Annotated in this window: 24 protein-coding genes and 2 pseudogenes; 6 read left to right on the forward strand and 20 right to left on the reverse strand. The window is 69.5% G+C overall.

Annotation, left to right across the window (positions count from 1 at the left end; all coding sequences use genetic code 11):
* Positions 1-58: 58 nt before the first annotated feature.
* Positions 59-1,660 (reverse strand): DUF4331 domain-containing protein, encoded by a 1,602-nt coding sequence (locus ACFT4A_RS31480; protein WP_382836768.1) that lies wholly within the window; start codon positions 1,658-1,660, stop codon positions 59-61.
* Between the two features lie 621 nt (positions 1,661-2,281).
* Here ACFT4A_RS31480 and ACFT4A_RS31485 point away from each other — a divergent pair.
* Positions 2,282-2,647 carry a transposase family protein gene (locus ACFT4A_RS31485; RefSeq protein ID WP_382836771.1) on the forward strand — a complete coding sequence of 122 codons (366 nt, stop codon included), beginning with the start codon at positions 2,282-2,284 and terminating at the stop codon, positions 2,645-2,647.
* 51 nt (positions 2,648-2,698) lie between these two features.
* Here the strand turns inward: ACFT4A_RS31485 and ACFT4A_RS31490 are convergent, their stop codons facing one another.
* Positions 2,699-3,289: a transposase gene (locus ACFT4A_RS31490; RefSeq protein WP_078646726.1), complete on the reverse strand. Its 591-nt coding sequence runs from the start codon at positions 3,287-3,289 to the stop codon at positions 2,699-2,701.
* Positions 3,286-3,657, reverse strand: coding sequence for a winged helix-turn-helix domain-containing protein (locus ACFT4A_RS31495; protein WP_382836774.1), 372 nt, complete (start codon positions 3,655-3,657; stop codon positions 3,286-3,288). Before ACFT4A_RS31495 ends, ACFT4A_RS31490 begins: the two co-directional genes overlap by 4 nt.
* Before the next feature lie 19 nt (positions 3,658-3,676).
* Between ACFT4A_RS31495 and ACFT4A_RS31500 the strand changes: the two are divergent.
* The 3 genes and pseudogenes from ACFT4A_RS31500 to ACFT4A_RS31510 form a co-directional block, all read left to right on the forward strand.
* Positions 3,677-4,171: pseudogene (locus ACFT4A_RS31500) on the forward strand (mobilization protein); the annotation flags it as partial.
* Between the two features lie 439 nt (positions 4,172-4,610).
* Complete coding sequence (locus ACFT4A_RS31505; protein WP_382836777.1) at positions 4,611-5,054, forward strand: hypothetical protein; 444 nt, start codon at positions 4,611-4,613, stop codon at positions 5,052-5,054.
* A gap of 79 nt (positions 5,055-5,133) precedes the next feature.
* Positions 5,134-5,826 (forward strand): hypothetical protein, encoded by a 693-nt coding sequence (locus tag ACFT4A_RS31510; protein WP_382836779.1) that lies wholly within the window; start codon positions 5,134-5,136, stop codon positions 5,824-5,826.
* A 226-nt stretch (positions 5,827-6,052) separates the two neighbouring features.
* On the opposite strand, the gene ACFT4A_RS31515 is transcribed toward ACFT4A_RS31510, so the two are convergent.
* From ACFT4A_RS31515 to ACFT4A_RS31535, 5 genes are all read right to left on the reverse strand, one after another.
* A complete protein-coding gene (locus tag ACFT4A_RS31515) occupies positions 6,053-7,840 on the reverse strand; it encodes a hypothetical protein (protein ID WP_382836782.1) in 1,788 nt (595 codons plus the stop codon).
* A 313-nt stretch (positions 7,841-8,153) separates the two neighbouring features.
* On the reverse strand, positions 8,154-8,582 hold the full coding sequence (locus ACFT4A_RS31520; RefSeq protein ID WP_382836785.1) for a GFA family protein: 429 nt from the start codon (positions 8,580-8,582) through the stop codon (positions 8,154-8,156).
* A gap of 210 nt (positions 8,583-8,792) precedes the next feature.
* On the reverse strand, positions 8,793-9,605 hold the full coding sequence (locus ACFT4A_RS31525; protein WP_382836788.1) for a DUF317 domain-containing protein: 813 nt from the start codon (positions 9,603-9,605) through the stop codon (positions 8,793-8,795).
* 15 nt (positions 9,606-9,620) lie between these two features.
* Positions 9,621-9,911 (reverse strand): hypothetical protein, encoded by a 291-nt coding sequence (locus ACFT4A_RS31530; RefSeq protein ID WP_382836791.1) that lies wholly within the window; start codon positions 9,909-9,911, stop codon positions 9,621-9,623.
* Between the two features lie 105 nt (positions 9,912-10,016).
* Positions 10,017-10,370 carry a DUF317 domain-containing protein gene (locus ACFT4A_RS31535; protein WP_382836794.1) on the reverse strand — a complete coding sequence of 118 codons (354 nt, stop codon included), beginning with the start codon at positions 10,368-10,370 and terminating at the stop codon, positions 10,017-10,019.
* A 1,324-nt stretch (positions 10,371-11,694) separates the two neighbouring features.
* On the opposite strand from ACFT4A_RS31535, the gene ACFT4A_RS31540 reads away from it, so the two are divergent.
* Both ACFT4A_RS31540 and ACFT4A_RS31545 read left to right on the forward strand, forming a co-directional pair.
* The gene (locus ACFT4A_RS31540; RefSeq protein WP_382836796.1) at positions 11,695-12,339 is read left to right on the forward strand and encodes a hypothetical protein; all 645 of its coding nucleotides are present in this window, start codon (positions 11,695-11,697) and stop codon (positions 12,337-12,339) included.
* Positions 12,340-12,724: 385 nt separating this feature from the next.
* Positions 12,725-13,132: an ATP-binding protein gene (locus ACFT4A_RS31545; RefSeq protein WP_382836799.1), complete on the forward strand. Its 408-nt coding sequence runs from the start codon at positions 12,725-12,727 to the stop codon at positions 13,130-13,132.
* A 237-nt stretch (positions 13,133-13,369) separates the two neighbouring features.
* Here the strand turns inward: ACFT4A_RS31545 and ACFT4A_RS31550 are convergent, their stop codons facing one another.
* The 12 genes and pseudogenes from ACFT4A_RS31550 to ACFT4A_RS31605 all read right to left on the reverse strand — a co-directional run bounded on the left by ACFT4A_RS31550 (position 13,370) and on the right by ACFT4A_RS31605 (position 21,895).
* Positions 13,370-14,101 (reverse strand): hypothetical protein, encoded by a 732-nt coding sequence (locus tag ACFT4A_RS31550; RefSeq protein WP_382836802.1) that lies wholly within the window; start codon positions 14,099-14,101, stop codon positions 13,370-13,372.
* Between the two features lie 226 nt (positions 14,102-14,327).
* On the reverse strand, positions 14,328-14,816 hold the full coding sequence (locus ACFT4A_RS31555; RefSeq protein ID WP_382836805.1) for a hypothetical protein: 489 nt from the start codon (positions 14,814-14,816) through the stop codon (positions 14,328-14,330).
* 30 nt (positions 14,817-14,846) lie between these two features.
* Positions 14,847-15,719 (reverse strand): annotated as a pseudogene (locus ACFT4A_RS31560) (DUF317 domain-containing protein).
* Positions 15,716-16,945 (reverse strand): ATP-grasp domain-containing protein, encoded by a 1,230-nt coding sequence (locus ACFT4A_RS31565; protein ID WP_382836808.1) that lies wholly within the window; start codon positions 16,943-16,945, stop codon positions 15,716-15,718. The pseudogene ACFT4A_RS31560 and the gene ACFT4A_RS31565 overlap by 4 nt, the downstream one beginning before the upstream one ends.
* 48 nt (positions 16,946-16,993) lie before the next feature.
* Positions 16,994-17,296: a hypothetical protein gene (locus ACFT4A_RS31570; RefSeq protein WP_382836811.1), complete on the reverse strand. Its 303-nt coding sequence runs from the start codon at positions 17,294-17,296 to the stop codon at positions 16,994-16,996.
* Between the two features lie 32 nt (positions 17,297-17,328).
* On the reverse strand, positions 17,329-18,516 hold the full coding sequence (locus ACFT4A_RS31575) for an MFS transporter (protein ID WP_382836813.1): 1,188 nt from the start codon (positions 18,514-18,516) through the stop codon (positions 17,329-17,331).
* Positions 18,517-18,560: 44 nt separating this feature from the next.
* Positions 18,561-19,079, reverse strand: a complete 519-nt coding sequence (locus tag ACFT4A_RS31580) for a regulator (RefSeq protein WP_382836816.1) — start codon at positions 19,077-19,079, stop codon at positions 18,561-18,563.
* A complete protein-coding gene (locus tag ACFT4A_RS31585; protein WP_382836819.1) occupies positions 19,076-19,918 on the reverse strand; it encodes a winged helix-turn-helix transcriptional regulator in 843 nt (280 codons plus the stop codon). Before ACFT4A_RS31585 ends, ACFT4A_RS31580 begins: the two co-directional genes overlap by 4 nt.
* 44 nt (positions 19,919-19,962) lie before the next feature.
* Positions 19,963-20,376: a hypothetical protein gene (locus tag ACFT4A_RS31590; RefSeq protein ID WP_382836822.1), complete on the reverse strand. Its 414-nt coding sequence runs from the start codon at positions 20,374-20,376 to the stop codon at positions 19,963-19,965.
* 152 nt (positions 20,377-20,528) lie between these two features.
* Positions 20,529-20,927, reverse strand: coding sequence for a hypothetical protein (locus ACFT4A_RS31595; protein WP_382836824.1), 399 nt, complete (start codon positions 20,925-20,927; stop codon positions 20,529-20,531).
* Between the two features lie 15 nt (positions 20,928-20,942).
* The gene (locus tag ACFT4A_RS31600; RefSeq protein WP_382836827.1) at positions 20,943-21,413 is read right to left on the reverse strand and encodes a hypothetical protein; all 471 of its coding nucleotides are present in this window, start codon (positions 21,411-21,413) and stop codon (positions 20,943-20,945) included.
* A complete protein-coding gene (locus tag ACFT4A_RS31605; RefSeq protein ID WP_382836830.1) occupies positions 21,410-21,895 on the reverse strand; it encodes a hypothetical protein in 486 nt (161 codons plus the stop codon). Before ACFT4A_RS31605 ends, ACFT4A_RS31600 begins: the two co-directional genes overlap by 4 nt.
* Positions 21,896-21,961 lie beyond the last annotated feature (66 nt).

Consider the following 21,961-nt stretch of genomic DNA (forward strand, 5'->3'; position numbering starts at 1 on the left):
GGCCGGCACTCTCCGGCCCGGGCACCGCGGCCGCGGTCCGTCGCGGACTGCGGCCGGCTCAGCTGTCCCTGTCGCGACGGCGAAGGCGGAAGCCGCCGAGGCCGAGAAGGATCGCGCCGACGCCGGCCACCACCCCGGCCTGGGTGGTTTTCATGCCGGGGCTCGCCGCGGTGTTCTCCATTGACGACTGCCTGGCATTGCGGCCTGCCGCGGCGGGACCGCGGTTCACGTTCTTGGTGTGCGGCAGGGCGACGTAGGGGAATGAGCCGCCGAACGGGACCTCGTTGGTGTCGACCTTGTCGCCGTCCGCGAGCGCGGGGACGAGAACGCCGGTCTGGGCGGCGCCCTCCACGGCCTGGAGCGAGATGTCGATGACGTCGTCGGCGAGGCGGCGCCCGTTCGGGAAGCCGGCCAGGTCGCCCGCGAGGACGCCAAGGCGCTTGGGCCGCGCGGTGGGCGGCACCGCCATGTTCAGGCGCAGTTCCTCCGCCGGGACGATCTTCCGGAGCGGCGCGTCCTTGTTGAGGCGGTGTGCGTTTAGGTCCGCCTTGATCGGACCGCAGACCTTGCAGATGCCCGTCAGGTAGATCTCGGCGAGGTCGTTACGGGGTGTCGCGGGGGCCGGGATGCCGTAGACACGCTCAATGAGCTTGGGCAGGATCGGGTCGTACACCTTGTCGACGACAGGCTGGACGGTACGGTCCTGACTGGGGTTGAGGGTGTTGAAGGCGTCCTTGAACTTCAGCGGGACGACGACCTCGTTGACCAGCGGGTTCCCGAGGCGAGAAACCTGCTTCCACTGCGCCCTGCTGCTTGCTTTCCGGGAGTCGTTGACGGTGACGCCTCGACGCTCGGTGGTCGACCACACACCGATGACCGGGTTACGGGAGGGGGTTCCCCTGAGGGCGAGCTGCCTCTTGGGGACCTGGATGGCGATGGTGTTGACGTTGTAGCCGGCCAGGGTGTCCTGCCCTCGCTCGCTCAGGTCACCGCCGTAGAGGAGGTCGAAGACGCGCAGGTCGGCGAAGAACGGGTCCTCGGTCTGCCCTGCGTACGTCTTGCCGCCGCCCGGCAGACCGAAGGTCGCCTGGTTGCGCAGCGTCGCGTAGTCGGGCATCGACGCCTTACCGGTGCGGGACGGCGCGGCCGGCACACCAGACAGGACGGTCCTGCTCCTACCGCCGCTGGTGATGACCAGGTCGTAGACCTGGCGGAAGTTCAGGTCCGGGTCGTTCAGCGAGGTGACCTGGCCGGTGTTGTAGAGGAACTGGTCCGCTGCATCGCGGTAACTGCTGCGGAAGCGCCAGCTGTAGGTGATGTCGGCGACGCCGTCACCGCTGTTGTCGACCTTGATGGTGTAGCGCAGGTCGTCGCCGAAGGCGTAGAAGTTCGGGCCGCCGTTGGGCTCCTCCATCGGGATCCAGTTCGCCACCATCGTGACGGTGTCGGCCTTGTCGGGGCTGGTGAACGCGTACACGTCGGTGTTGTCCGCCCGCGGGTCCCCGGCGATCAGGGGTGCCTCACGGTGGCTCGAGGCCAGGCTGACGCCCGGGGCAAGAGCCATCGCACCGAGTCCGGCGGCCAGGGTCGTGGCACCGAGCACGAGCAGGGACTGGTCCAGGACGCGTCGAGAGCGTGGCCTGGCCGGGGAAACCTTCACGGCACTCCTTCTATCTGCTGACCCCCCTGCCTGGCAGGCATACGGAAGCGAGGGCAGGCTGATCGGGACGGCGTTCGGCACCGTGGCGAGATATCTCGCACCGGCCGTGCCGACGGGAAGAGGGGTAGATCAACGGGGATGGCCGAAATGCGGCCACACCGTCAAGAACTACGCAGCCGTAGACAAGCACGCCGAAACCCGTCCCGCGCAGACTTCGATTGCAACCTGACGTCAGCTGCGCGACCCGCGACGGATGAAAGCGCCGGTGGGACCGGCAAAGTGGCGAAGTGAACGTCCCGCAAATTCAACGACGACACAGACGCCGGACACTGGGCCGAAAGGGTCGCTCCCCTCTTATTGCAAGCTGACTGCAATAAGAGGGGAGGTGGGAGTTCATTCTTCCGGCGCAGCGGAATAGCCTCCTCGTCGGTGCCGTCGGCGAGGAAGGCTGCCTTGAACGCCGCGAGGGCGTCCAGGGCGGCGGTGCACTTCCTTGTGTTGCGTACGTAGGGTGAATGTTGATCTTCATGTGGCGTCCGGTGAGATTGCCCGAAAATCGCCCGCTCGGAATACAGGGTGGTCAGCAGTCCTTCGCCGTGAACGAAGTACTGCCGCAGCTGGATGAGCTGCCGTTCTCCTCGCCGAAACGGTGTGTCTGTGGTGTCGGTCGAGGTGACCGACACGGTTGTCCGGGTCGCCGCCCGGACGACCGCACAGCAGGCGGCCTGCCCGGGCTGTGGACGCTGGTCGATTCAAATACACGGCTCCCATCTGCGGTTTCCTCGTGATCTGCCAGCGGCTATCAAGTTCGCCGTGGTGTCCTTACGAGTCCGCCGGTTCATCTGCGCGGAGGAATCCTGCTCACGCAGGGCCTTCGCCGAGCAGGTGCCGGGACTCGCCCGCCCGTTCGGTCGGCGGACCGAGCGGTTGCGATCGACGCCGGTCTCGGTCGGCTTTGCGCTCGCAGGCCGGGCCGGGCCCGGATGACGAATGTGTTCGGAGCCCCGGTCAGTCGCAACACTTCCTGAGGCTGATCGCCTACTGATCTTTTCGTAAGTTCGGTGGGTGTGGTGGGCGGATGGTCAGGCCGGTATGGGCGAGGAATGACCATGGCAGTCGGGGGTTGGCGTTGATGCGGTGGATGCCTTGCTCGGTGGCGTCGGCGACATCGGCGAGGTGGTCGCCAGCGAGGTTGGCGAGTTCACGCTTCTTGAGCGAGGACCACAGCAGTTCCACCGGGTTCAGCTCGGGAGCGTAGGCGGGTAATCGTTCCAGGGTGAGCCAGTCCTGTTCGGCGACCCAGGCCCGCATCGCCCGGCTCCAGTGGGCGGACAGGCCGTCCCAGACCAGGACCACTCGCTCGCCGCGGTAGAACACCTTCACCTGCTCCAGGACCTCGATGAGCCCGGCGGTGTCGTAGCTGCCGGGCTTGAGGTGGAAGCACAGGCGGGCCCCGCGATCGGGGTCGGTGGAGTGGTAGCCCAAGGCTCCAGCCATCGACGCGCGTTTCCAGTTCAGACGGTGCCGCAGGAGCGGAGTCCGCCCTCGGGGCGAGTAGGTGCGGCGGATCTGAGGGAGCAGGGAGACGCCTGATTCGTCGAGGAAGACGATCCAGGCACGTGTGTTCACGGCCCCTTTTTGATGCGCGGCCACTCGTGCGCGATCCAGCGGGCGATCTCCGACTCGTCCCGCTCGACCGCCCGCCGCTCGGGCCGTTGCAGGCTCCATCCGAGCCGGCCGGTCAGCAGCCGCCACACCGACGCCCTCGACAACACCACCCCCGTTGCCCGGGTGACGACCGCGCCGACTCGTTCCAGGGTCCACAGGTCGGCCTCGAAACCATGAGCCTGGGCACCTTGCTCCAACGCGGCCCGGACCATCTCGACCTGGGTGTCGTCCAGCTTGGGTGGGCGTCCGGTGGCTGCCCGTCTCCGCAGGCCCGAAGCACCGTCTTGCTCCCACACCCGCCGCCAACGCCGCACACTCTCGGCACACACCCCCACCGCCCTCGCGATGCACGCCTGCAAGGGGCACGCCCAGCAGGCCGAGGCCGCCACCCGGGCCGCCGCGCACCTGCGCACCGCCTACCAGTCCGCCGCCGCCCAGCCCCTCGGTGTGCTTTACCAGCGCGGTCGGCGTCTGAGCAGGCCGATGCTCCAGCGGCAGACCGTACTGGTCCGGGAGGCGGTGCCGGAGCTGGCCGAGCAGATCCTCGCCGAGCCCGGCTGGTACGCATTGGCCGCCACCGTTGCGGAGGCCGAAGCCGCCGGCCACGACCCGGCCGCTCTCCTGTCCGACGTTGCCGCACGTCGCGAACTCGCAACTGCGGACTCCGTCAGCGACGTGCTCGTGTGGCGGATGCGGCGGACCGCCGGCCTGCCCGCCGATGCCTCCCGCCTGCCCGAGACCAGCACCGCAGGGAGCCGGTCCACACCGCGCGGATCGACGACCAGGCCCTCCACGCCTGGCAGGCGGCGCAGCGGAGCGGAGAACGAGCGTCAGACCCGGTAGGGCTGCCGGGTGCCGCCACGCGGCCTCAGCACATGTCCGGGAGGAGGGCTAGCGCCACCGCACCGCCCGCCATCCACAGCATGGTCATACGCCACATCGGGCCTCGGTGGCGACCAGGTCCGCTGCGGAGGCTGCGGGCTCACGTGCGCCCGCAGGACGGTCGGGCATGGGACAGGTGGGGCGCATCGAGCCATAGGGCATCGCGGAGTTGAGCGCACGAAGGAAACGGCTATGTGATCGGGCACACCACGGCAACGTCGCCTCGCCGCACGGAGACACGCAGCGTGGCCAACTCGTCGCCGGGGCAACCGAGAAGCCCGATCACCCTGCTGACCTGGCCGAAGGTGACTGTGGACGTTGTGAATTGAAACCGCCAGGGGCGTGGGGCACGATCATGAAACGCGCAGGACGAGGTGCCGAGGTAGAGGAGGACGCCAGGGTGTTTCACCGGATACGCCGCCGGGCCAAGGAGCCGAGCGAAGCTCAGAGACGGTTCGCCGAGCTGCACGCACAACTGCAGGACCAGGTCCCGCCCGGCTTCGGCGTGCGGGCGCCTGAGCCGGAGCCCGCCGCGCCAGCCGCCGTCGTGGACGACTTCCTCCCGCCCGAGTTGCGCGTGCCGAGCCACGACCAGGTCGACGGCAAGATGATGCCGTGGAAGCAGCCCCTCGTCCTCGACGGCGAGATGGCCGCCTGCGCCGAGTGCGGCGCGTACCGGGACTGGCTCATCCTCTCCACCCGCGGCGAGATCTGGCTGCGCTGCCGGGCAGGCCACCAGCAGGTGGAGACCCGCATCGACACCGCCTGGTTCAACCGCAACAGCGGCCCCGCAGACGCGACGTACGCCACGTTCGAGGACTGCCTGCGCCACCTCGGGCACTGACCACCACTCCTACGACCCCACCGGGCCCTCGGGCCCGCACTGACCACCCGTCGCCTAGCACCAAGGGGTCAGTTCCGTCATGCGCGTTCGCGTCGCCACCACCGCCCTCGGTATCACCGCCGTCCTCCTCGCCCTGCCCGCCTGCTCCACCGACCCCACCGGGGCCAAGCACCAGACCCCCTCCCCCGTCCGGACGGGAAAGCCGTACGGCGCCGTCCAGGAGACGGCCCCGATCTCGTCGGCCGCGCTGGAGTCCCGCCTGCTCGACCAGAGCGACCTCGGCAGCGGCTACCTGCCCAAACCGCAGCGTCCGGCCCAGCACGACGACGTCACCGTCGTCGGCTGCCCGGCCCTGAGCGAGCTGGGCGGCGACGCCGCGACCGGCGGCACGCTCACCTTCCCGCACAAGGCGAAGACGGCCTTCACCTACGGCGGCAGCTCCTCGGAGATCTCCGAGGACCTGTACAGCGACAGCGCGAAGAAGCTCTCCGACAGCATCGGCCGGATCTTCGACGCCATGACCGGCTGCCCGGCCTACCAGGTCATCGCGGGCGGTACCCCGATCGACGTCACCTCGCGGAAGCTGCCCGCACCCCACGCCGGCGGCGACGAGCAGTGGAGCCAGCTCCTGACGTTCACCGCCGCAGGACGGAGCACCGTGGTCAAGCAGACCGCGATCCGCGACGGCAGCCTGCTGCTGATCGTCTCCGGCTCCCCCGCCCTCGTCGACCGCCACCTCGAGACCGCCCTCGCCAAGGCCGCCACTCGCTGACTGTCGGCTACCTGATGGGTGCCCCCGACCGATTACGGTCGGGGGCACCGTCGCACTGCCGAGTGGAGCTGAAGGGCGTCACAACGAGCATGCCCGAGCCGACGCCTAGGGAGACGAGCAGGAGGCCCCAGCGCCGACAAAGCCTGGGTGCAGGGCCGGACAGGCCGAACACCTCGTCAGCTTCCCGCTGTGCCCGACCCCGTGCTCGCTACGAGTCGGGCCCGCCTCAGCCCCGGTCGTACCCTAGCTCCCTCCTCCACTCGTGTAGTGCGGCGGTGAGCGCTGTCCCGTCCGCACGCGCTGAACCGAGGCCCCTCCGGATCTGGGCGCTCTGACTGATCACGAAGGCCCGGTGATCGTCAGGGAGGTGGTCCAGCACCGTGCGCCGAGGGCCGCGGCGATTGCTCTGAGGCAGCCGTCCCAGCACCGGCATCCCGTGCCGGGCCAGTTCGGCGTCGACCATGCCGTCGAAGGAGTCTGGGCCGCTCGCTTCGGGTTCACCTTCGAGCAGCAGGCCGGTCATGGGTACGTCGGCGTAGGGGAATCTCGACAGCCGACGGTTCAGCCATGCCACTGCGGACTCGGCGGGGGTGAGTTCGATGGTCTGACGGTGGAGTCTCCCGGAGTGCACCGTGGTGCTTCTGGTCGTTTTCGGGAAACGGCCGCCAGCGACGATGAGGTGGTCGTCGGCCAGCGGGGAGATGGACAGCGCGGGCATCTCCACGCACTGACACTTGACCATGATGATGTGGTCGAAGTCCGCCCGGGCTCTGGTGATGTCGTCTTCGAGGCTGCCACGCTCGGTGCGGCCGGCCGCACCTGTGAACATGGCGCCGGATCCTCCAGTCAGGCGGGAACGCTGCCAGGAGATCTTCCCGTCGTGCCTCTCTCGGTCCCATGCCCAGACCCGCAACGCGAGTGTGAGCAGCCCCTGCTGCGCCCAACCAGCGGCGAGTTGCTCAGCAGCATCCATGAGTTGCCCGTCGTGGCCCTGGGGGTCCAGCAGCTGGAGGACGTGTCCTTTTGGGACTTCACCCACCACGGTGTCGCCGGGAGTGTGCCGTTCGCGCAAGATCGCCGCGGTGGCGCGGGGGCGAGTGCGCTGCCGGGCGGCGGGTGCACCCTCGCCGTCGACCGTGCGGATGGTGAGCCGAGCTGAGGCGAAGCTCTGGACGCACTGCTGATGGTCGCAATGATGGCCGCTGGTGTCTGCGGTCAGTCCCGGGCCAGCCACCGGGTCGGCGAGGATAGCGGCAATGTCGTTGTCATGCAGGTCGCTGCCCTGCGGTAGACGCCGTTCCACCGTCCAGGCCAGGCCGTGCCCCTCCGGCTGCGGTCGGCTGGTGACCGTGACGGTGCTGTCGCCGGCCAGTTGCTCCCACAGGCGCAGCCGACGCAGTACAGCGCTGGCCAAGCGATCGCTGGAAGGGTGTACTTCTTGGGGCTGGGCGCGAGCCGAACGGCTTGGGGCCCGTGCCGGACGGGTGCTGATCCGCGCGGGCCGGGGCAGTGGATCGTGTGGGGTGTCCTCAGTCCACAACGGCACGTGGCGTCGGGCCTCCACCGCTGCCCGGTGGGCGACCAGGAATGAGGCCAGATCACAGCCTGTCCGTGGCCCAACCAGGAGAACCTGTCCGGAACCAGACCTTCCCACGACCAGCTCGATCCCCCCGCGCCTCGCCGCAGCGCGTAGGTCGCCGACGCCGTGCCGGGACCTGCGCCCATCGCGATAGGGCAGCAGCGGCAGCATCGCGGTAAGAAGTTCGGCTGATTCCAGGCGCAGGACAAGCCGGTCAGCGAAGGGGACGATCTCACTGATGCCCAGCGGGTGACGGCCTCGTCCCGTGCCCAGGGCCTGCAGCAGGTGCGACTCCAACCGCTCCTGGTCGCTGTTCTGGGCCGCTGGTACCGGTGCGGACCAGTCACGCAGTTCACGTAGGTGTCGCCGCGCCCCCGCCAGGCTCTCGCCGGTGAACTGGCGGCGGACACTGACGATGTGCTGCTCGATGAACATCACGCTCTCCTTCGTTCCTGCCCCGACCCGGCAGAAGGCGCGTGAAGATCAACAACAGACCGGTTGGCGTGGACAGTATGCGAGGAGGGGTTGTCCGCCGGTACCAGGGTCGGTTCACGGCACCCGGAACTGGCCGCCTCGCACAGCCAGGTGGCAGCAGATAACCCCATGGATTGGCGATGCTTCAACTTCCAGAGTCCGTAACCGGCAAGGTCCATCCGAATGGATCACAGCAGACGTGCCTGCGGTCGAAGCCGGTGGAGGCGCTTGCCGGACGGGGGCGGACCCGGACGACCGGTCGGGCTGGGTCTATTCACGTTGAAGTTGCCTGTGCGGCGTGTGGATCAGGCGCGAGAGTGACCGTCATCCATTCCACTGCCTCGCCCCGAAAGGAGTGCCCGACAGGATCGGTACCGCCGAGGTCGTCGAGGCTGAAGCCGGTCACCATGACCATGTCCGAATCGACGTCCACGGAGACGAGATGGCTTCCGCATCGGGGGCAGAAGCCGCGATGAAGAGTGGGCCAGGTCGCGTACCAGGTGGGCTCGCCGCCCAGGCCGGTCCAGGCCAGCGTGGACTTCGGGAAACCCACCCACAACACAGCGGGACCGCCCGAGAGACGCTTCTCGTGACGGCATGAGCACAGGTGCGGATCGTACGGAGCACCTGCCACCTCATAGGCAATGTCACCGCATTGGCACCGGCCCGTCCGCAGCGTCGGGGCGGTGGTTGATTCGAGCATTTCGACCTCTCCTTCACGACCGACCAGTCGCGGAGTCAGTGTGCTCCCCGCGAGTCCGGCCGCGCTGATGTTCGGGAGTTCGTGCCCCCTGCGAGGAGGCAAGTTCATCCCGACCGGTGAACAGCAGTCCAGAAACGGACCGAGCCGGCCGCCCCGAATGCGGGGTGGCCGGCTTCACACAGGTCGGGCAGACATAGCGGTCCAGCTTCTTCAGTCGGCCGGGGCGCGCAGGAGGCGCTCTCGGGTGGCCTCGGGCAGCACCCGGCGCAGGACCGGTGCAGTCGTGCTGAGGGAGGCGGCGAAGGCGGCGACGAGGTCGTGCGGAACGCTGCCCCCGAAGCTGGCCGCCCACAGGCAGGGTGCGCCGAGCGCGGGCTCGGCCCACGCCTGCCATCCGGCCGGTCCCCTCTCGTCGCCTTCGGTCGTCAGGGCGCGCGGGTCGGCGTCCTGGATGAGGGGCGGTACCTCGCCGAGGCTGATATGCGAGGTGAACGTCGGGTCCGTCGCCGCCGCCTGGGGCTGGTCGATATCGCGGATCCATCCGTGGGCGGCGACAGCGTCGAGGACCAGCTCAGATCCGGCAAGCTGCACGGCGGGTTGGTCGCTTGCGTCAAGCGCGACGAGGAAGTCGGCCACCGCCTCGCCGGGAACATCGCCGGTGAAGTAGGCCGACCACTGGGCGAGCGGGCTGCTCGCCTCGGCGCGGGCGGAGATCTGCCAGGCGATCGGCAGCTCTCCCAGGTGGAACGGCTCGTCCGCCAGAACCCACTGGGCCCACCGAAGCGTGTCGGGGCTGATGTGCAGGACGGTGCTGCGCAGAACCTGGCGGTCCTCCAGCGCCTCGCCCGGCTCATGCCGTCCGCGGACGATCGTCAGGCCCGTCCAGCCCAGGCCGGAGAGGGCGTCGGCGACCACGTCGTAGAAGCGCCCATCATCACCGGCAAGATGCCGGGGACCGACCCAGAACGCGGGCTGCGGGGTGAACGGGTCGGGCGGGACATCGGGATACAGGGGCGCCTCCAAAGGCTCGGTGCGTATCTAGTTGCCGACGGCACGGCGGCGGGGACGGCACGGGGGTGCCTGGACAGGGCCCTGCCACGTCAGCGCGACGGCGACCTCCGGCGGCAGGTGGCCGAGCTGTGCGTCCTTGTCCCGCCCTTCGGCGAGATAGACGACCTTCCGGCCGGTCTCGTCCACCGACTCCACGACCTGATCCAATCGGTGAGCCATCGGGAAGAACGGGTTCATCGCCTGGCGGACCGGAGCACTCCGGTCGCAGGCGGACAGCAGATCGATGAGACCGCCGACGGTCATCTCCGGGGACGTCACGAACAGCCTCCTGGGGTGCGGGGAAACGGGGAGCGATGGAACGGGCCGGCGGTCGGTACAGCCGGCCACTGACAGACCGGGCATTACCTGTCGGTGTCCGTCCTGTCAGAGGCGGCGTGAGGTCTCGAGCACGCGCGCTACGGCGGCGGCGACGATGTCGGCCGGCGTCTCGGTATCGAACGACAGGTGGTAGCCACGGACCTTGGCGGTGCCGGTGACGGCGATCTTCCATCCCTCGCCGTCCGTTCCGGGGCGGCCGAGCGGGAACCAGCCGAGGTAGAACCTGCCGTCCGTGGAGCCGACGTGCACGTCCCCGCGATCATCGACGACCACATGGAAGTCCTCGGCGGAGAACTGGTCCATGACCAGCGTCGGCTGTCCGGGACCGAGCTGCCACTCCCGCAGTCGCAGGGCTTCGACGGTGGTGGAGAAACCGGGGCCCACAGGGGCGACGGTCACAGGCAATCACCTCTCTGACCTGGGGTTTCTTGCAAGGTCGTCTACGTTGACATGTCCTCGCACCCGTTGGCCAGTCTTTCCGCGACCTTTCCTGTCTGCCCCCGGCGAACTGTCCGTTGTCAGCGAAGCCAGCCGCCTTGCCATCCAACCCAGTCGAGTAGCGGTGATCTCTCGGTGTCTCCGCAGTGGACACGGCCATGCCATTAGGCGTGAGCTACGCACTCTCGGATGGGACACTCGTACACATGAAAGAGGTGCGCTGCGAGCGATGCGACAACGTCATCGGCATGGGGTGCGCCTGCCCTCCTGATGGCAGCGTGCCCAAGGCGCACCCGGACGAAAGGCGTGTTCGACAGGAGTGGCGGCGGTTCCCCGGCAACGCCATCTTGATCAAACAGAATGGTAAGGCGCACGTTCCAGGCGCCTGCGATCACATGACAGAAGACGAGGTGCGGCCCCCGAAATGGGGTTGGATCCTCGATCCGTCCCCCGGAGATTGGGGCCGTATCAGCGAAGGCAGCCCAGCCATCGCCACTGGGGGGGAACGCGAAGCTGCGGGCGACGAGCCGGTGCATGACGTGCATGGGGACTCTCGGCGGCTGACGAGCTGCAGGGCGTGCTGTGCTGTGGGATAGCTGACCAGAGGGCGGGCGGCTTGCCGTCGGCCCTTGTTCGTTTCGTGGTTCTAGGCACGCCGGATGCGGCACGACTCGGTTCGATGGCAAAACGACTGGGTTCGATGTCAACGGACACGAACTGCTGTCCCTTGCCACCCAACGGAGTCGTTTGACAGCAAACTCATCTTCCGCGCTCGCGCGTGACGCCGAAGCCTCTCGCACGGCCGGTGTTGCGCGGCTCCGGCCAACAACGACGCCCAGCCACAGGGAGGGGCGACCGAGCACATCAGTTGGCCACTCTGAGCACCGCATCTGACCCCTGCTCTCTCCGCCTCAGCGCGGGGAGAAAGCGGCATGGGGACCAGCTGAACTAGGGTCCGTCTTCAAAGATCATGAGCGGTGGATCATGGTGGGGTGACTCGCCGTCATGAACTCACCGACCGCGAGTGGGGCTTGCTCGCTCCGCTGATACCGCGGGCCGTCTGTGGACGGCCCCGGTCGTCGGACCGCCAGGTCATCAACGGGATCCCCGAGGCCCTGCGACCGCCTCGACCCCGACCCAAAGGTTGGCGTGTTCACGCCGACAGGGGCGGGGTGTCAGCAGCCCATACTGTGGCCTGGACCAGCCGCGTCCTGGCCGGTTGGCACACGACAGCGGCGTCGCCGGGCCCAGCCGTGGCGCCCACAAATTCCGAGGAGACTCTCGTATGAGCGGATTACGGATGACCGGACGTCTCAGATCGCTGGCCCTCGTCCTGGCCGCGGGCGCATTCATGGTCGGCGGTCTGTCCAGTACAGCGGCGTACGCGTCGGAAGCCGCCCCACAGAGCGCCGAACCGCAGATCGGCATCCAGTTCCACCCCGACGGCACGGGTCAGTGCGAAGGGAGGACCGGGGAGCAGTGGGCCACCTCGCCGAACTGGACGGAGGCCATCCGCTTCGACACTGATAACCGTCCCGGCGGCTGTCAGCTGGCGTTCGGCGTCACCGACCCGGACGGCACCCTCGCGGGCTCCTCCATCAGCTATCAACTCACCCGCAGCGCCGGCGGTGTAGGCCAGTGCGGGGACAACCTGGGTCCCAACGCGGTGCCGATGCTGCCGATCCCGGCGTTCGGGACGCCGGTCCGGGTCGACACCGACAGCCAGCCGGGCTGGTGCAACCTCACTTTCACCGTGACGGGCAGGATCGTCCTCGACGTTCAGCTCTATGCCGACGGTGAACCGGGCCAGTGCTCGGACTCCTCGCCCGTGACCCGCTCGGCCTTCGCCAACTCTCCGGTCACAGTGAAGATCGACACCGACGGACGCTCCGGCGGCTGCCAGTTCCTGCTGCGCCTGCGGCACTTCTAGGCTCCGTCTTCAAGAGGACCTTGCCCGGAGCAGGAGCGATGTGAGTGTGACCGTTACTTCGTAAGAGGTGGCGGTCTTCTCGTATCGGGTGGCGATGCCGCGGAAGCCCTTGAGCCACGCTTTGCCGGCCTTGGAGATCCCGGAGCCCGCTGGCCCGTCGTACCTCGATCCCGATCTAGCGGGCTCCGCCAGGTCCTCGCGCTGGCAGACCTCCGCGACCTGGCCGGGGCCGGGGCCGGGCTGGACGGTGAACCGGGTGCTGGGGAGTGCGGAGGCTTTTGGCGGGCATGCGTGATATTGACCGTATGTACTCGGGACAAGGGTGACAGGTGTGGCTCTACCGTGCGCGAAAGACGGACACCAGCCGACAGCGCCCCCGTCCGCCGTGCTCTTCGACGGCAGCGAGCCGATCGCTGACGCCCGGCACGCGGCCCGCCGTTTCATGACCGACGTCGAGGCCGTCCATGGGCTGCACGTCTCGGATCGTGCGACGGGCGTGGTGGAGCTGGTGGTCAGCGAGTTGGTGACCAACGCGTTCAAGTACGCCCCAGGGCCGTGTCAGCTGGACCTGGAGGTCAGCGATGATGCCGTGGCCATCAGTGTGTGGGACACCGATCCGACACTGCCGAGGGCCTGCAGGGCTGATCCGGGCCGGGTCGGGCGCCACGGCCTGGAGGTCGCCAGGGCGGTGTGCCGGAGCTTGGAGATCAGCCACGAGCCGGTGGGCAAACGGGTCACGGCTGCCGTCGTGCTGGCCGACGATCCCGGCAAGCCTCCGCCGGGCCAGAAGTGACGGCCACGAGTCCACTACACGCCCGCCCGCCTGGGAGTGCCCCTTCAACCCGGCGAACCGGCACCTCTCCCCTCTCCGACATGAGAGTTCCGGCCTGCGTACACCCGGACAAGACCAACCTGGAGCCCGACAGGCTCGCCCCGTCGCCGAAGACACCGCCGGACCGAGAAGGGGCAGACCCGCCTCCGGGGTACGCAGGCTTCCTGGCGTGCTCGCCTCATGTGCTGGCGGGGCCGGTCATGAAGCACCGGTCCGCCAGGACGCACCAAGATCGGCAAGATGCCTGCGAAGTGCGCCGCACTGTTCCTCAAGGTCTTGCGAGGTGGGAGACAGGAGATAGACATTGTCTCGGTAGGGGCGGAAGCCCAGGCGCTCCCACCCCTGGGCGATCCTGGCATTCACGCGGTCCCACTCGGACCTGTCCGTCAGACGCTGGCTGCTGAGGTCGGTGATGCCGGGCGAACAGGCGATGGCCCGGCAGCCGGCCATGAGCCGGGTGATCGCCTCACTCGCGAGTACGGCCGCCAGTCCGTGCCCGCGCCATGGGGGATCCAGCGTCACCCGATCCATGACGAGCAGCGCGGAGCCGACGTAGTCCAGTCGCTCGCTGGCTTCTTGGGTGAAGAAGCCCGTCTCGGGATCGAGGAGGACCTGGGCGGTCTCGTACAGCTCCTGGGACTCCTCTTCCATGGCCCAGAATGCGTTGCGGCCTCGGTCGAGGTGCACCCGGTAGAACGTCATGGACCCGACGGCGACGTCCTCGACGGTGCCCGACGGGGAGTCGGGGGCCACGTACCCGCTGGGCCTGACCGGCTCTGGCCCTGTGCCGTGGGTGTGCTGGCGGTGCAGGACGGCCACGTTCCAGCGCTCCAGCGTGTCAGCCTGTGGGGTGTCCCAGAGTTCGTCGTCGTAGGAGATGCGCAGGCGGAGCTCGGAGGGATCGCCGGGCAGCGAGGAGGGCTCGATCACTGCGGCAGCCTACGAGGCATCCACGTGTTCGAGGACGACAGAGCCCCCGGATTCCAGGCTGTGGAATCCGGGGGCTCTGTGTCGCGAAGAAGGCGGGGTTGGGGTCAGCTCTCGGTGGAGTAGTCGGCGGGGCCGTCCGTGCGGCTGCGGCGCGCCATGGCGAAGGCACCACCGCCTGCCGGGATCAGCACTGCCGTGCCGCCGATCAGGGGTTCGGGACGAGGGCTCAGCGGGTGCGGGCCCCGGCGGGGGTAGCCAGCTGGGCTGGAGTGCTGCGCGGGGTACGGCCGGCCGTGCGCCTGGGCACGGATGCGGCCCAGGCGCCGGGGAACCAGACGGCGGTGTACTGCTCGATGGCGTCGCGCAGCCCGGTGGTCACGGCCCCGTCCCACGGCGGGCGGCCGGGGCGATGGTGCTTGTCGAAGGTCCCGTGCTGCTGGGTGTTCGGCCGGGTGTTGGTGGCCTCGTCGCGGCGGTGGAAGGTGCCGTGGTCCAGGAAGCTGAGCGCCACCGCGTCGATCTCGCCGCAGTCCGGGTGGACGACTGCCAGGCGCAGGCCGCCGTAGGTGTCCGCATGGATGGTGCGGCTGAAGTCGATCCGCAGCCGCAGGGGCGTGCCCGGGACAGGGGCGGCGTAGTAGGTGTTGGCCACGACGGTGTGGTCGTGGAAGGGGAGGCACAGCTCGGCGAAGAACTCGGGCGCCATCAGGGACATGAGGGAACTCCAGTCGAGGTCGGGCCAGTGTCAGCGGCGTGGGCCGGGCAGGGCTGGCCGGCTGGTGGTGCTCCAGCGCGGGATGCTGGGCGCGGGGAGCGCGGCCGGGCGGCGGGATGCGGCGGCCCGCTGCACGTCGAGCGGAGTGGGGGCCACCGGGCCGGGCGGGACGATCGGGGTGAGCTGGGCCATCCCCTTGAGGTAGCTGAGGGTCTCCTCGCGCCATCGGGGCAGCGGGGCCGGGTCGGCGACACACTCGGTGACGGCGGCGAGCAGGGCGACGGGCGTGTCGGTGCTAGCCGTGGCGTACTAGGCGGGCCGGTCGATGGAGCTGCCCGCCCACAGCTGCCAGCGGGCGTCGCGTGTCGTCAGTTCGGCTTCCGGGTCGAGGTCGCCGGTGGTGAACTCCATGCCGGCGAGTCCGTCCGGGGCCTGGACCGCGAAGACGCCCCAGCGCGGGCGGTCGATCTCCCAGCCCTGTTTCAGGAGCGGGACGATAGCGAGGAAGGGATCGTACTCGTCGATCCCGGAGACCGGCCGGGCGAGGTAGGCGTCCGGCCCCTGCTCGTACGCTGTCGCGAGGGCGATAGTGAACGCGGTCACCAACTCGGTGGGGACGCGGTCGTTGAAGCAGACACCCCATGTCGGCGGGCCGAACGGATCTTTGTAGGCGTTGATGCGCCAGAGCCCGTCGTACTCGCCTTCGGGCAGGTAGCCCAGACGTGCGCACCGGTCGGGGGCGCTGACCTAGACGTTGCCGAGATCGTCGTACTGGAGGTCCCAGCCGAGGTCGAGCAGCGGGCTAAGGGCGGGGTCACCGGTATAGGTGCTGCTCGCGAGGTGGCGCGGGAAGACGTAGACGTCGCCGTCGATGTCGCGGCGGGGATCGGGCCGGGTGTTCATCGGTCCGCCCTCGTGGTGACGGTGATCTCGTCGGCGGCGGTGTCGAGGCGTTCGGTGACCTCGGCGGTGTTGCGGCCGGTGACGATGTAGAACCCGGCCCGGGCGGTGAACAGGTCGCCTCCGGGTGGCAGGACGAGTTGGTCGCCGATCTCGCGGATCCACTGGACCTGGCGCAGCCAGGGGGTGTGGGCGGCGAACGGCTGGTTGATGTGCCGCTCGGTGAGTGTGCCGGAGGCGGCGGGGTAGAGCATGCGGATACCTGCGGCTCCGCTACGGGTTGGGGTGAGGTTCGGCGCTCGGCCGCAGGCGAGGTCGGCTGCGGCCTTGGGCAGGTCGATGCCGGTGGCGAGGAGGACGAGGTGGCCGATCATGTCGCCGCCGACGCGCGCGTTGACTTCGATCAGGCGGGGCCGGCCGTCCACGAGGCGCAGCTCGACGTGCTGCACGCCGTCGGTGATCCCCAGCGCCTTGACCGCAGCGGCGGCGGCCGGGGCGACCTGTACCAGGAGCGGGTCGGCGGCATCGACGGTGTGCCCGGTCTCGTCGAAGTACGGTGCGGGGCCCAGCTGCTTGCGGGTCACGGCGACCGCCGTGGTGACGCCGCGGTGGGTGACGCACTCGACGGAGACTTCCGGCCCGTCGAGGTACTCCTCGACCAGGACGCCGGTGTCCTCGCGGCTGCGGCTCGCGCCGGCCGAGGCGAACGCGAAGGCGGCGGGCAGTTCTTCGGGCCGGTCGACGCGGATCACGCCGATACTCCCGGCGGACGCGGCGGGCTTAATGACAGCGGGATAGCCCAGCGTCATCGTCGCAAGGCCGGCCTCCAACAGGGTCCGTGCCTTCATCGAGGCGGCCGACGGTACGCCGTGGCGGGCGAACAGGGTGCGGGCAGTGGCTTTGTTGCGGCAGGCCCGCATCACCTCGACGGAGGAGGAGGTGAGACCGAGCGCGCGGGCGAGACAGGCGATGGGTACGAGGTTCCACTCGTCCCAGGTGACCACGCCGGCAAGGTCGTGCCGATCAGCCAGTGACCGGCCGCAGGCCAGCAGGGCCGCGGGGTCGCTCAGATCGACCACGGTGTGGTCGATGATGAACGGCTTCTCCCACGACGGCTCGTCCCCGGTCAGCAGGACGCAGTCGTACGCGGCGGCCACCTGCTCAAGGATGTAGCCGCGGTAGGTCTCATCGCCGGGCGAGACGACGAGAACACGGGGGCGTGCGGACAAGAAGGGTTCTCCGAAATGAGTGCGCGGCAGGATGGGGGAAGGGTGCTGTCAGTCGGCACGGCGGCGGCGCAGCTCGAACGCGCCGGCCCAGTTGGGGTGGGCCGCGATCAACCGCCGGGCGTAGAGGGCGGTGAAGTTGTTGTTCAGCCCAGCCACGCCGTAGGGGAGTTGGCGGCGCAGGTCTTCGAAGAGGTCCTTGAGGCTGACGCGCGTGTCACCGGCGGCGAGGCGACGGGCGGCCATACGCTCCAGGGCGCGGTAGACGTGCGGGTTCCGAGCGTCGAAGGCGTGGAAGCGCTCGGTGATGGTAAGACCGGTCGCGCGATGCGATCCGAGGGCGGCGATGGACATGCAGTTCTCCACAGGCTGGGGGCGCAGCGCGGTCAAGTGCGCAGGGCAGGATCGGTGCGTAGGCGGGCGAAGGCGCAGAACAGGCCGAGGGCCTGCAGCGCGGCGCAGATGGTGATGACGTGGCCCAGTGCGTCGGGCGGGGTGATCGCGGTCAGCACGCCGGCGACGGGGAAGGGCAGCAGGAGGATGAAAATGGTTGCCGACAGGGTGCTGGCGAACCGGTCGGGTGGGATCAGGCGGGAGCGCAGGGTGCGCAGGACCACCGTCATGCCGCCCTCTGCCGCCATCAAAACCGCGACCATGACCAAGTAGCAGAGGTAGTCGGGGGCTTGAGCGGCGGCGAGACAGGCGATTGAGGCGAGGGCGGCGCAGGCGGCTCCGACCGGCCACAGGCCCAGGCGGTCGATCGCGAACCGGCAGAGCGTGACGCTCAGGAGCGTTGCTGCCGCAGCGGCGGACCACACGAGGCCGACAGCGGTGGCCGAGTACCCGAAGTGCTTGACGACGATCACCGGACCGGCGGCCTGGAGGAAGCCGATCGCGAGGTTGGAGAGGGTCAGCCCGGTCACGAGCCAGCCGAGCGCGGGCAGGGACCGGATGGTGCGCCACCCGGTAAGCAGCCCTGCACTCGCGCCGCCCTTCGAAGCCCGGACTGGGGCATCGGTCGAGGGCGGTGTGCGCAGGGCGAGGAGCGCGGCGAGAAGCGAGAGCACCGTGATCACCGCGAGCATCTTCGGCGGGCTCGTGAGCAGGAGCAGTCCGGCGAGCGCCGGTCCGGCCAGGGTCGCGGTCTGGTCGATCCCCAGCAGGACGGCCTGGACGCGGTGGGCCCGCGTCCCCGCTCTACGGCTGGCGGCGGCGCCTGCGGTCTCGGCCGCGATGTAGCTGAACTCGGTGAGCACGCCGGTGGTCGCCGCGAGCACCATCACGGTCGCGCTCGCCACCGTGCCGGACGGATGGAGGTGGAGAAGGAGCGCGCCGGCGGCGAGGGCCAGCGCGCGTCCCAGGGAGGCGAGGTGGAAGACGATGGTCGCCCCGCGCCGTTCGACGATCGCTCCGGCCCACCCGAACGCCGCCAGCCTCGGGATCCACTCCAGGGCGAACGCCAGGCCCGTGAGCGCCGCGGAGTGTGTGGTGGCCAGGACCAGGAGCGGGATGCCGTAGGTGGACATGGCGAACGCGAGGGCGTCCGCTGTGCGCGGCAGGTAGATGCTGCGCATCAGCCCGGTGGTGTGGTGTGCGTGCCGGGGTGTGACCGCTGCGCTCACGCCGCCGGCTCGGGCTTGATCACCGTGGCCGCCTGAGGGTTGCCCGCCAGCCAGTGGATCAGGAGCGTGCGGGGACGAGACAGGTCCGCCTCTGCTCCGGCACAGGTCAGGCGCGCGGAGGCCAGCGGGGAGTGACCGTCGGAGCGCTCGGTGGTGAGGGATGGTGCCAGAAGGTCAAGGCCGTGCTGGATACGGCTGCTGAACTCGCAGACAGGGGCTGGGACGGCGTGGCGTCGGGCCCAGCGAGCGATCGCGTCGTACAGGTCGGCCAACTCCGTCCCGGCGTGTGTCAGTTCCAGACCGGCGCCGGGTGCCAGCCGGACGAGACCGAGGGCGCGGGCCGTGTCGGATGCGCTGCGCAGTTGGTGCGTGGAGAGGTCGGGCAGGGTGCCGGCCAGCCGTCGCGGCGGTATGGCGCCGTTGTCGTCGATCTCGGTGACCAGGCGGATCAAGGAGCGCGAGGCGAGCAGCTCGACAGCGCGACGCGCTTCGGCAGAGGTGTAGGGGGTGTTCATCGGCGCGGGCCTCCCGCCGGGACGGCTGCCTTCGGGCGGGCGGTCGTGGCGTGCGAGAAGAGATCCCCGTTGTGCCAGGCCGGTGAGGACTGGGCTGCCCGAATGGGTGGGAGCGCCGTGGGGGCCGGCCTCGACTGGCTGCTGACCCACGGCCGCGGTGTGGGCTTCGCTTGCGGGTTCCCCCAGATCGGGTGCTGGGCCGCTTGGTCGAGGGGCTGTCCGGCGGACCAGGCGGACAGGGTTCCGAGCACGGGGCCAAGGCCGTCGCCGGCCGCGGACAGCCGGTAGGGCCGGCCGATGCCGTCGGTGTCGACCAGGCCGTCGGCGACGAGCTGCCGCAAGGGCGGATAGATGTTGGTCCAGTCGCTGCTGGGCATCACGAGCCGGGCCAGGGCCCGGCCGCTGGCCTCCTGGCGGGACTTGAGCACCCACAGGATGGCGGAGGCGTGGCGGCGGGTGAGCAGGGTGAGGCTGTCTTCGATCTGCTCGATCGCGGGCAGCGGGCGGTCCGTCGTCTCCAGGTGTTCCTCGGCCCAGTTGACGATCGTCGGCAGGACCGGCAGCAGGGCGGCGCCTCGTTCGGTGTGGCCGTAGGCCACGTGCCGTGTGGTGTGTTCGGTGCGTTCGACGAGTCCGGCCTCGCACAGCGCCCTGAGCTTGAGGTGGGTCTGGCTGTTCTGCAGCCAGGACACCTTGGCCGCCAGTTCGCTGTAGCGCAGGGGCGGGCCGGAGAGGGCCAGGAGGATCCTCACGTTCCAGCGCGGGGTGATCATGGCGAGGGCCTCGGTGACCCGGGCGATGTCGGCATCGGTGTCAGGGGGCAGAGCGGTGATGGCCAAGGGAGGACTCCTGGGTGAACGAAAAGGGGGGGATCGCCCGCGGGTCAGCGGCTGTGCGCCGAACTCGGCGCCGTATGAGGCGGAGCCGGAGCTGGCGGCGAGGGAGCCGGCGGGGCAGGTGTCGGGGCCGGGACGCGGGCCAGGCTCTGCAGGACGGCGGCGACCGATTTGGCCTGGACCTCGCGGACGGCGACGGCTTCGGCGAGCCGGCGGGTCCCGTCGAGGAGGTGGGAGACCTCGTGCGGGCCGATCTGCCGCTCGGGGTGAATGAGCCGGGCGAGATGGTCACGGTGGAGGTCGATGCTGCGCTCGGCGAGGGCCAGGTCGTCGTGCATGCCGAGCAGGGCGGAGAGCATTCCGGGCGGCTGGCCCTGGGCGTGGGCTTCGAGATCGGCGAGCGGTGCGCCGTACAGGTCCTCGATCCGTCCGGCTATCTCGAGGGACGTCGGATGGGGCAAGCGGTGGCTTTCACGGTGTTCCGTGCCGGGCCGCCCCGGCACGTGGGGGTGCCGGGACGGCCCGTCGCCGGGCGGCCCCTGGTCGGGGCACCGCGGCGGTGACACGCCTTCAGGCCGGTGTCACGAGAGGGCTTCGGGAGGAGGGACAGCTCCTACTTGATGAACTGGTGCCAGGCCCCGCACTTGGTGGGCTTGTGGCCGCTCTTCACCACGCAGACCCTCAGCTTGAAGTTCACGCCCGAGTAGATCGTCGGCGTCTTCCAGCTGCCCCGGCCGTTGGCCAGCTTGTCCGTGACGTCGGTGACGTAGTAGCCGTTCCGGACGGTGCGGACCTGGGTGATCGCGCTGTAGCCGTCCTTCTTGAGGTCGTTCGCGTACACAGCGCTTTGGGCGCTGTTGTAGTAGCCCTCGGCGCGGTTGCCCGGGGAGGTCCACCAGCCCGAACTCGCCGCGGAGGCAGGCGTGGCGGCCAGCCCCGCCGTGAGGGCGAGGCCCAGGGTCGCTACGGCCGCCCCGGTGCGGATACGCGGTTTCTTGATCAGGTGTGACATGGGGATATTCCGTTCTCAGATGTGGTGGCGCGCAGCTGGGGACGGCTGCGGATGCCCGGGGGTCAGCGGAGGGCCGGCCTGTCCGACTGCCGTGGGAGGGGGCAGGGTCGTGGAAACGCGCGCCTGCGCGAGCCGGGCAGGCCGGGGCTGCTGGCCGGGGGGCATGGTGCGCAGCAGGTCATCCAGGGCAGCGCGGTAGCCGTCGCGGGCGTCGAGGCCGGCGTCCAGCCACTGCGCGTCGAGGCGGAGCTGGTTCGCTGACAACTCGGCCATGTCGCGGTCGGGCGCCATGTCGGCGTGTACGCGGTCGCGGACTCGGGCGACCTGCTCCTCGGCCAGCGCGAGGAAGGAGCGCAGCTCCAGGGCTCGCGTCAGCGCAGGAGAGCAATCGGCGCTGGTGGCCGCCGCGTACAGCTCGGGCACGAGGGCGCCGAAGACCTCGGCCAGTCGGCTGTCGACGGTGCTGGGCTTGAGCCGGACGCTCATCGCTGCACTGCCCTGCCCGTTCGCGATGCCGTTGCCGGCTCGGTCGCGGGGCGACGCGGGGCGCTGGTCTGCACGGCCGGACCCTTGTGGGTGCCGCGGTTGAGACGGGCGAGCCGGTCGGCGGCGAGACCCTGCTTTCCCGGGGCGTTCGGATCGAGGAGCCACCGCACGACCAGGGCCCGTCCGTCCCGCGTGGTCACGGCCGCGTTGACGCGGTGGGCGAGGTCCATCGTCGGGTCGTCCACCTCGCTGGGCTGTGTCTGCAGCGCAGCGACGAGGGCGTCCTCGGCCCGGTCGAGTGCCGCCTGGGACTCGGTGAGCAGGCCGTGCCACCTGACGATGTCGGTGGCATCACGGTTGGCCGCGGGGGCTGCGGCGACCGCTGCCTTCAGCCGGTCGAGATCCATCCCGAATCGCGTTTCGATCTGTTCGGTGAGTACCCCCACGACATCCGTGGCGGCTTCGGCTATCTCTTCAGGCAAGGAGAGTTCCTCTCCGAAAAGGGCTCAGCGGCCCGGTCGTTCAGGGGGCGTAAGTCGTGAATGCGA

It is taken from the genome of Streptomyces sp. NPDC057099, assembly GCF_042671245.1.
GTDB lineage: Bacteria > Actinomycetota > Actinomycetes > Streptomycetales > Streptomycetaceae > Streptomyces > Streptomyces purpurascens.

Excerpts from the sequence above, each read along its gene's own strand:
- ACFT4A_RS31510 (WP_382836779.1), top strand. The coding sequence starts at position 5,134 with ATGCGCGTTCGCGTCGCCACCACCGCCCTCGGTATCACCGCCGTCCTC.
- ACFT4A_RS31555 (WP_382836805.1), bottom strand. The coding sequence starts at position 14,816 with ATGTCCCTGATGGCGCCCGAGTTCTTCGCCGAGCTGTGCCTCCCCTTC.
- ACFT4A_RS31575 (WP_382836813.1), bottom strand. The coding sequence starts at position 18,516 with ATGCGCAGCATCTACCTGCCGCGCACAGCGGACGCCCTCGCGTTCGCC.
- ACFT4A_RS31540 (WP_382836796.1), top strand. The coding sequence starts at position 11,695 with ATGAGCGGATTACGGATGACCGGACGTCTCAGATCGCTGGCCCTCGTC.
- ACFT4A_RS31570 (WP_382836811.1), bottom strand. The coding sequence starts at position 17,296 with ATGTCCATCGCCGCCCTCGGATCGCATCGCGCGACCGGTCTTACCATC.
- ACFT4A_RS31485 (WP_382836771.1), top strand. The coding sequence starts at position 2,282 with ATGAGCTGCCGTTCTCCTCGCCGAAACGGTGTGTCTGTGGTGTCGGTC.
- ACFT4A_RS31600 (WP_382836827.1), bottom strand. The coding sequence starts at position 21,413 with ATGAGCGTCCGGCTCAAGCCCAGCACCGTCGACAGCCGACTGGCCGAG.
- ACFT4A_RS31595 (WP_382836824.1), bottom strand. The coding sequence starts at position 20,927 with ATGTCACACCTGATCAAGAAACCGCGTATCCGCACCGGGGCGGCCGTA.
- ACFT4A_RS31520 (WP_382836785.1), bottom strand. The coding sequence starts at position 8,582 with ATGCTCGAATCAACCACCGCCCCGACGCTGCGGACGGGCCGGTGCCAA.
- ACFT4A_RS31580 (WP_382836816.1), bottom strand. The coding sequence starts at position 19,079 with ATGAACACCCCCTACACCTCTGCCGAAGCGCGTCGCGCTGTCGAGCTG.
- ACFT4A_RS31515 (WP_382836782.1), bottom strand. The coding sequence starts at position 7,840 with ATGTTCATCGAGCAGCACATCGTCAGTGTCCGCCGCCAGTTCACCGGC.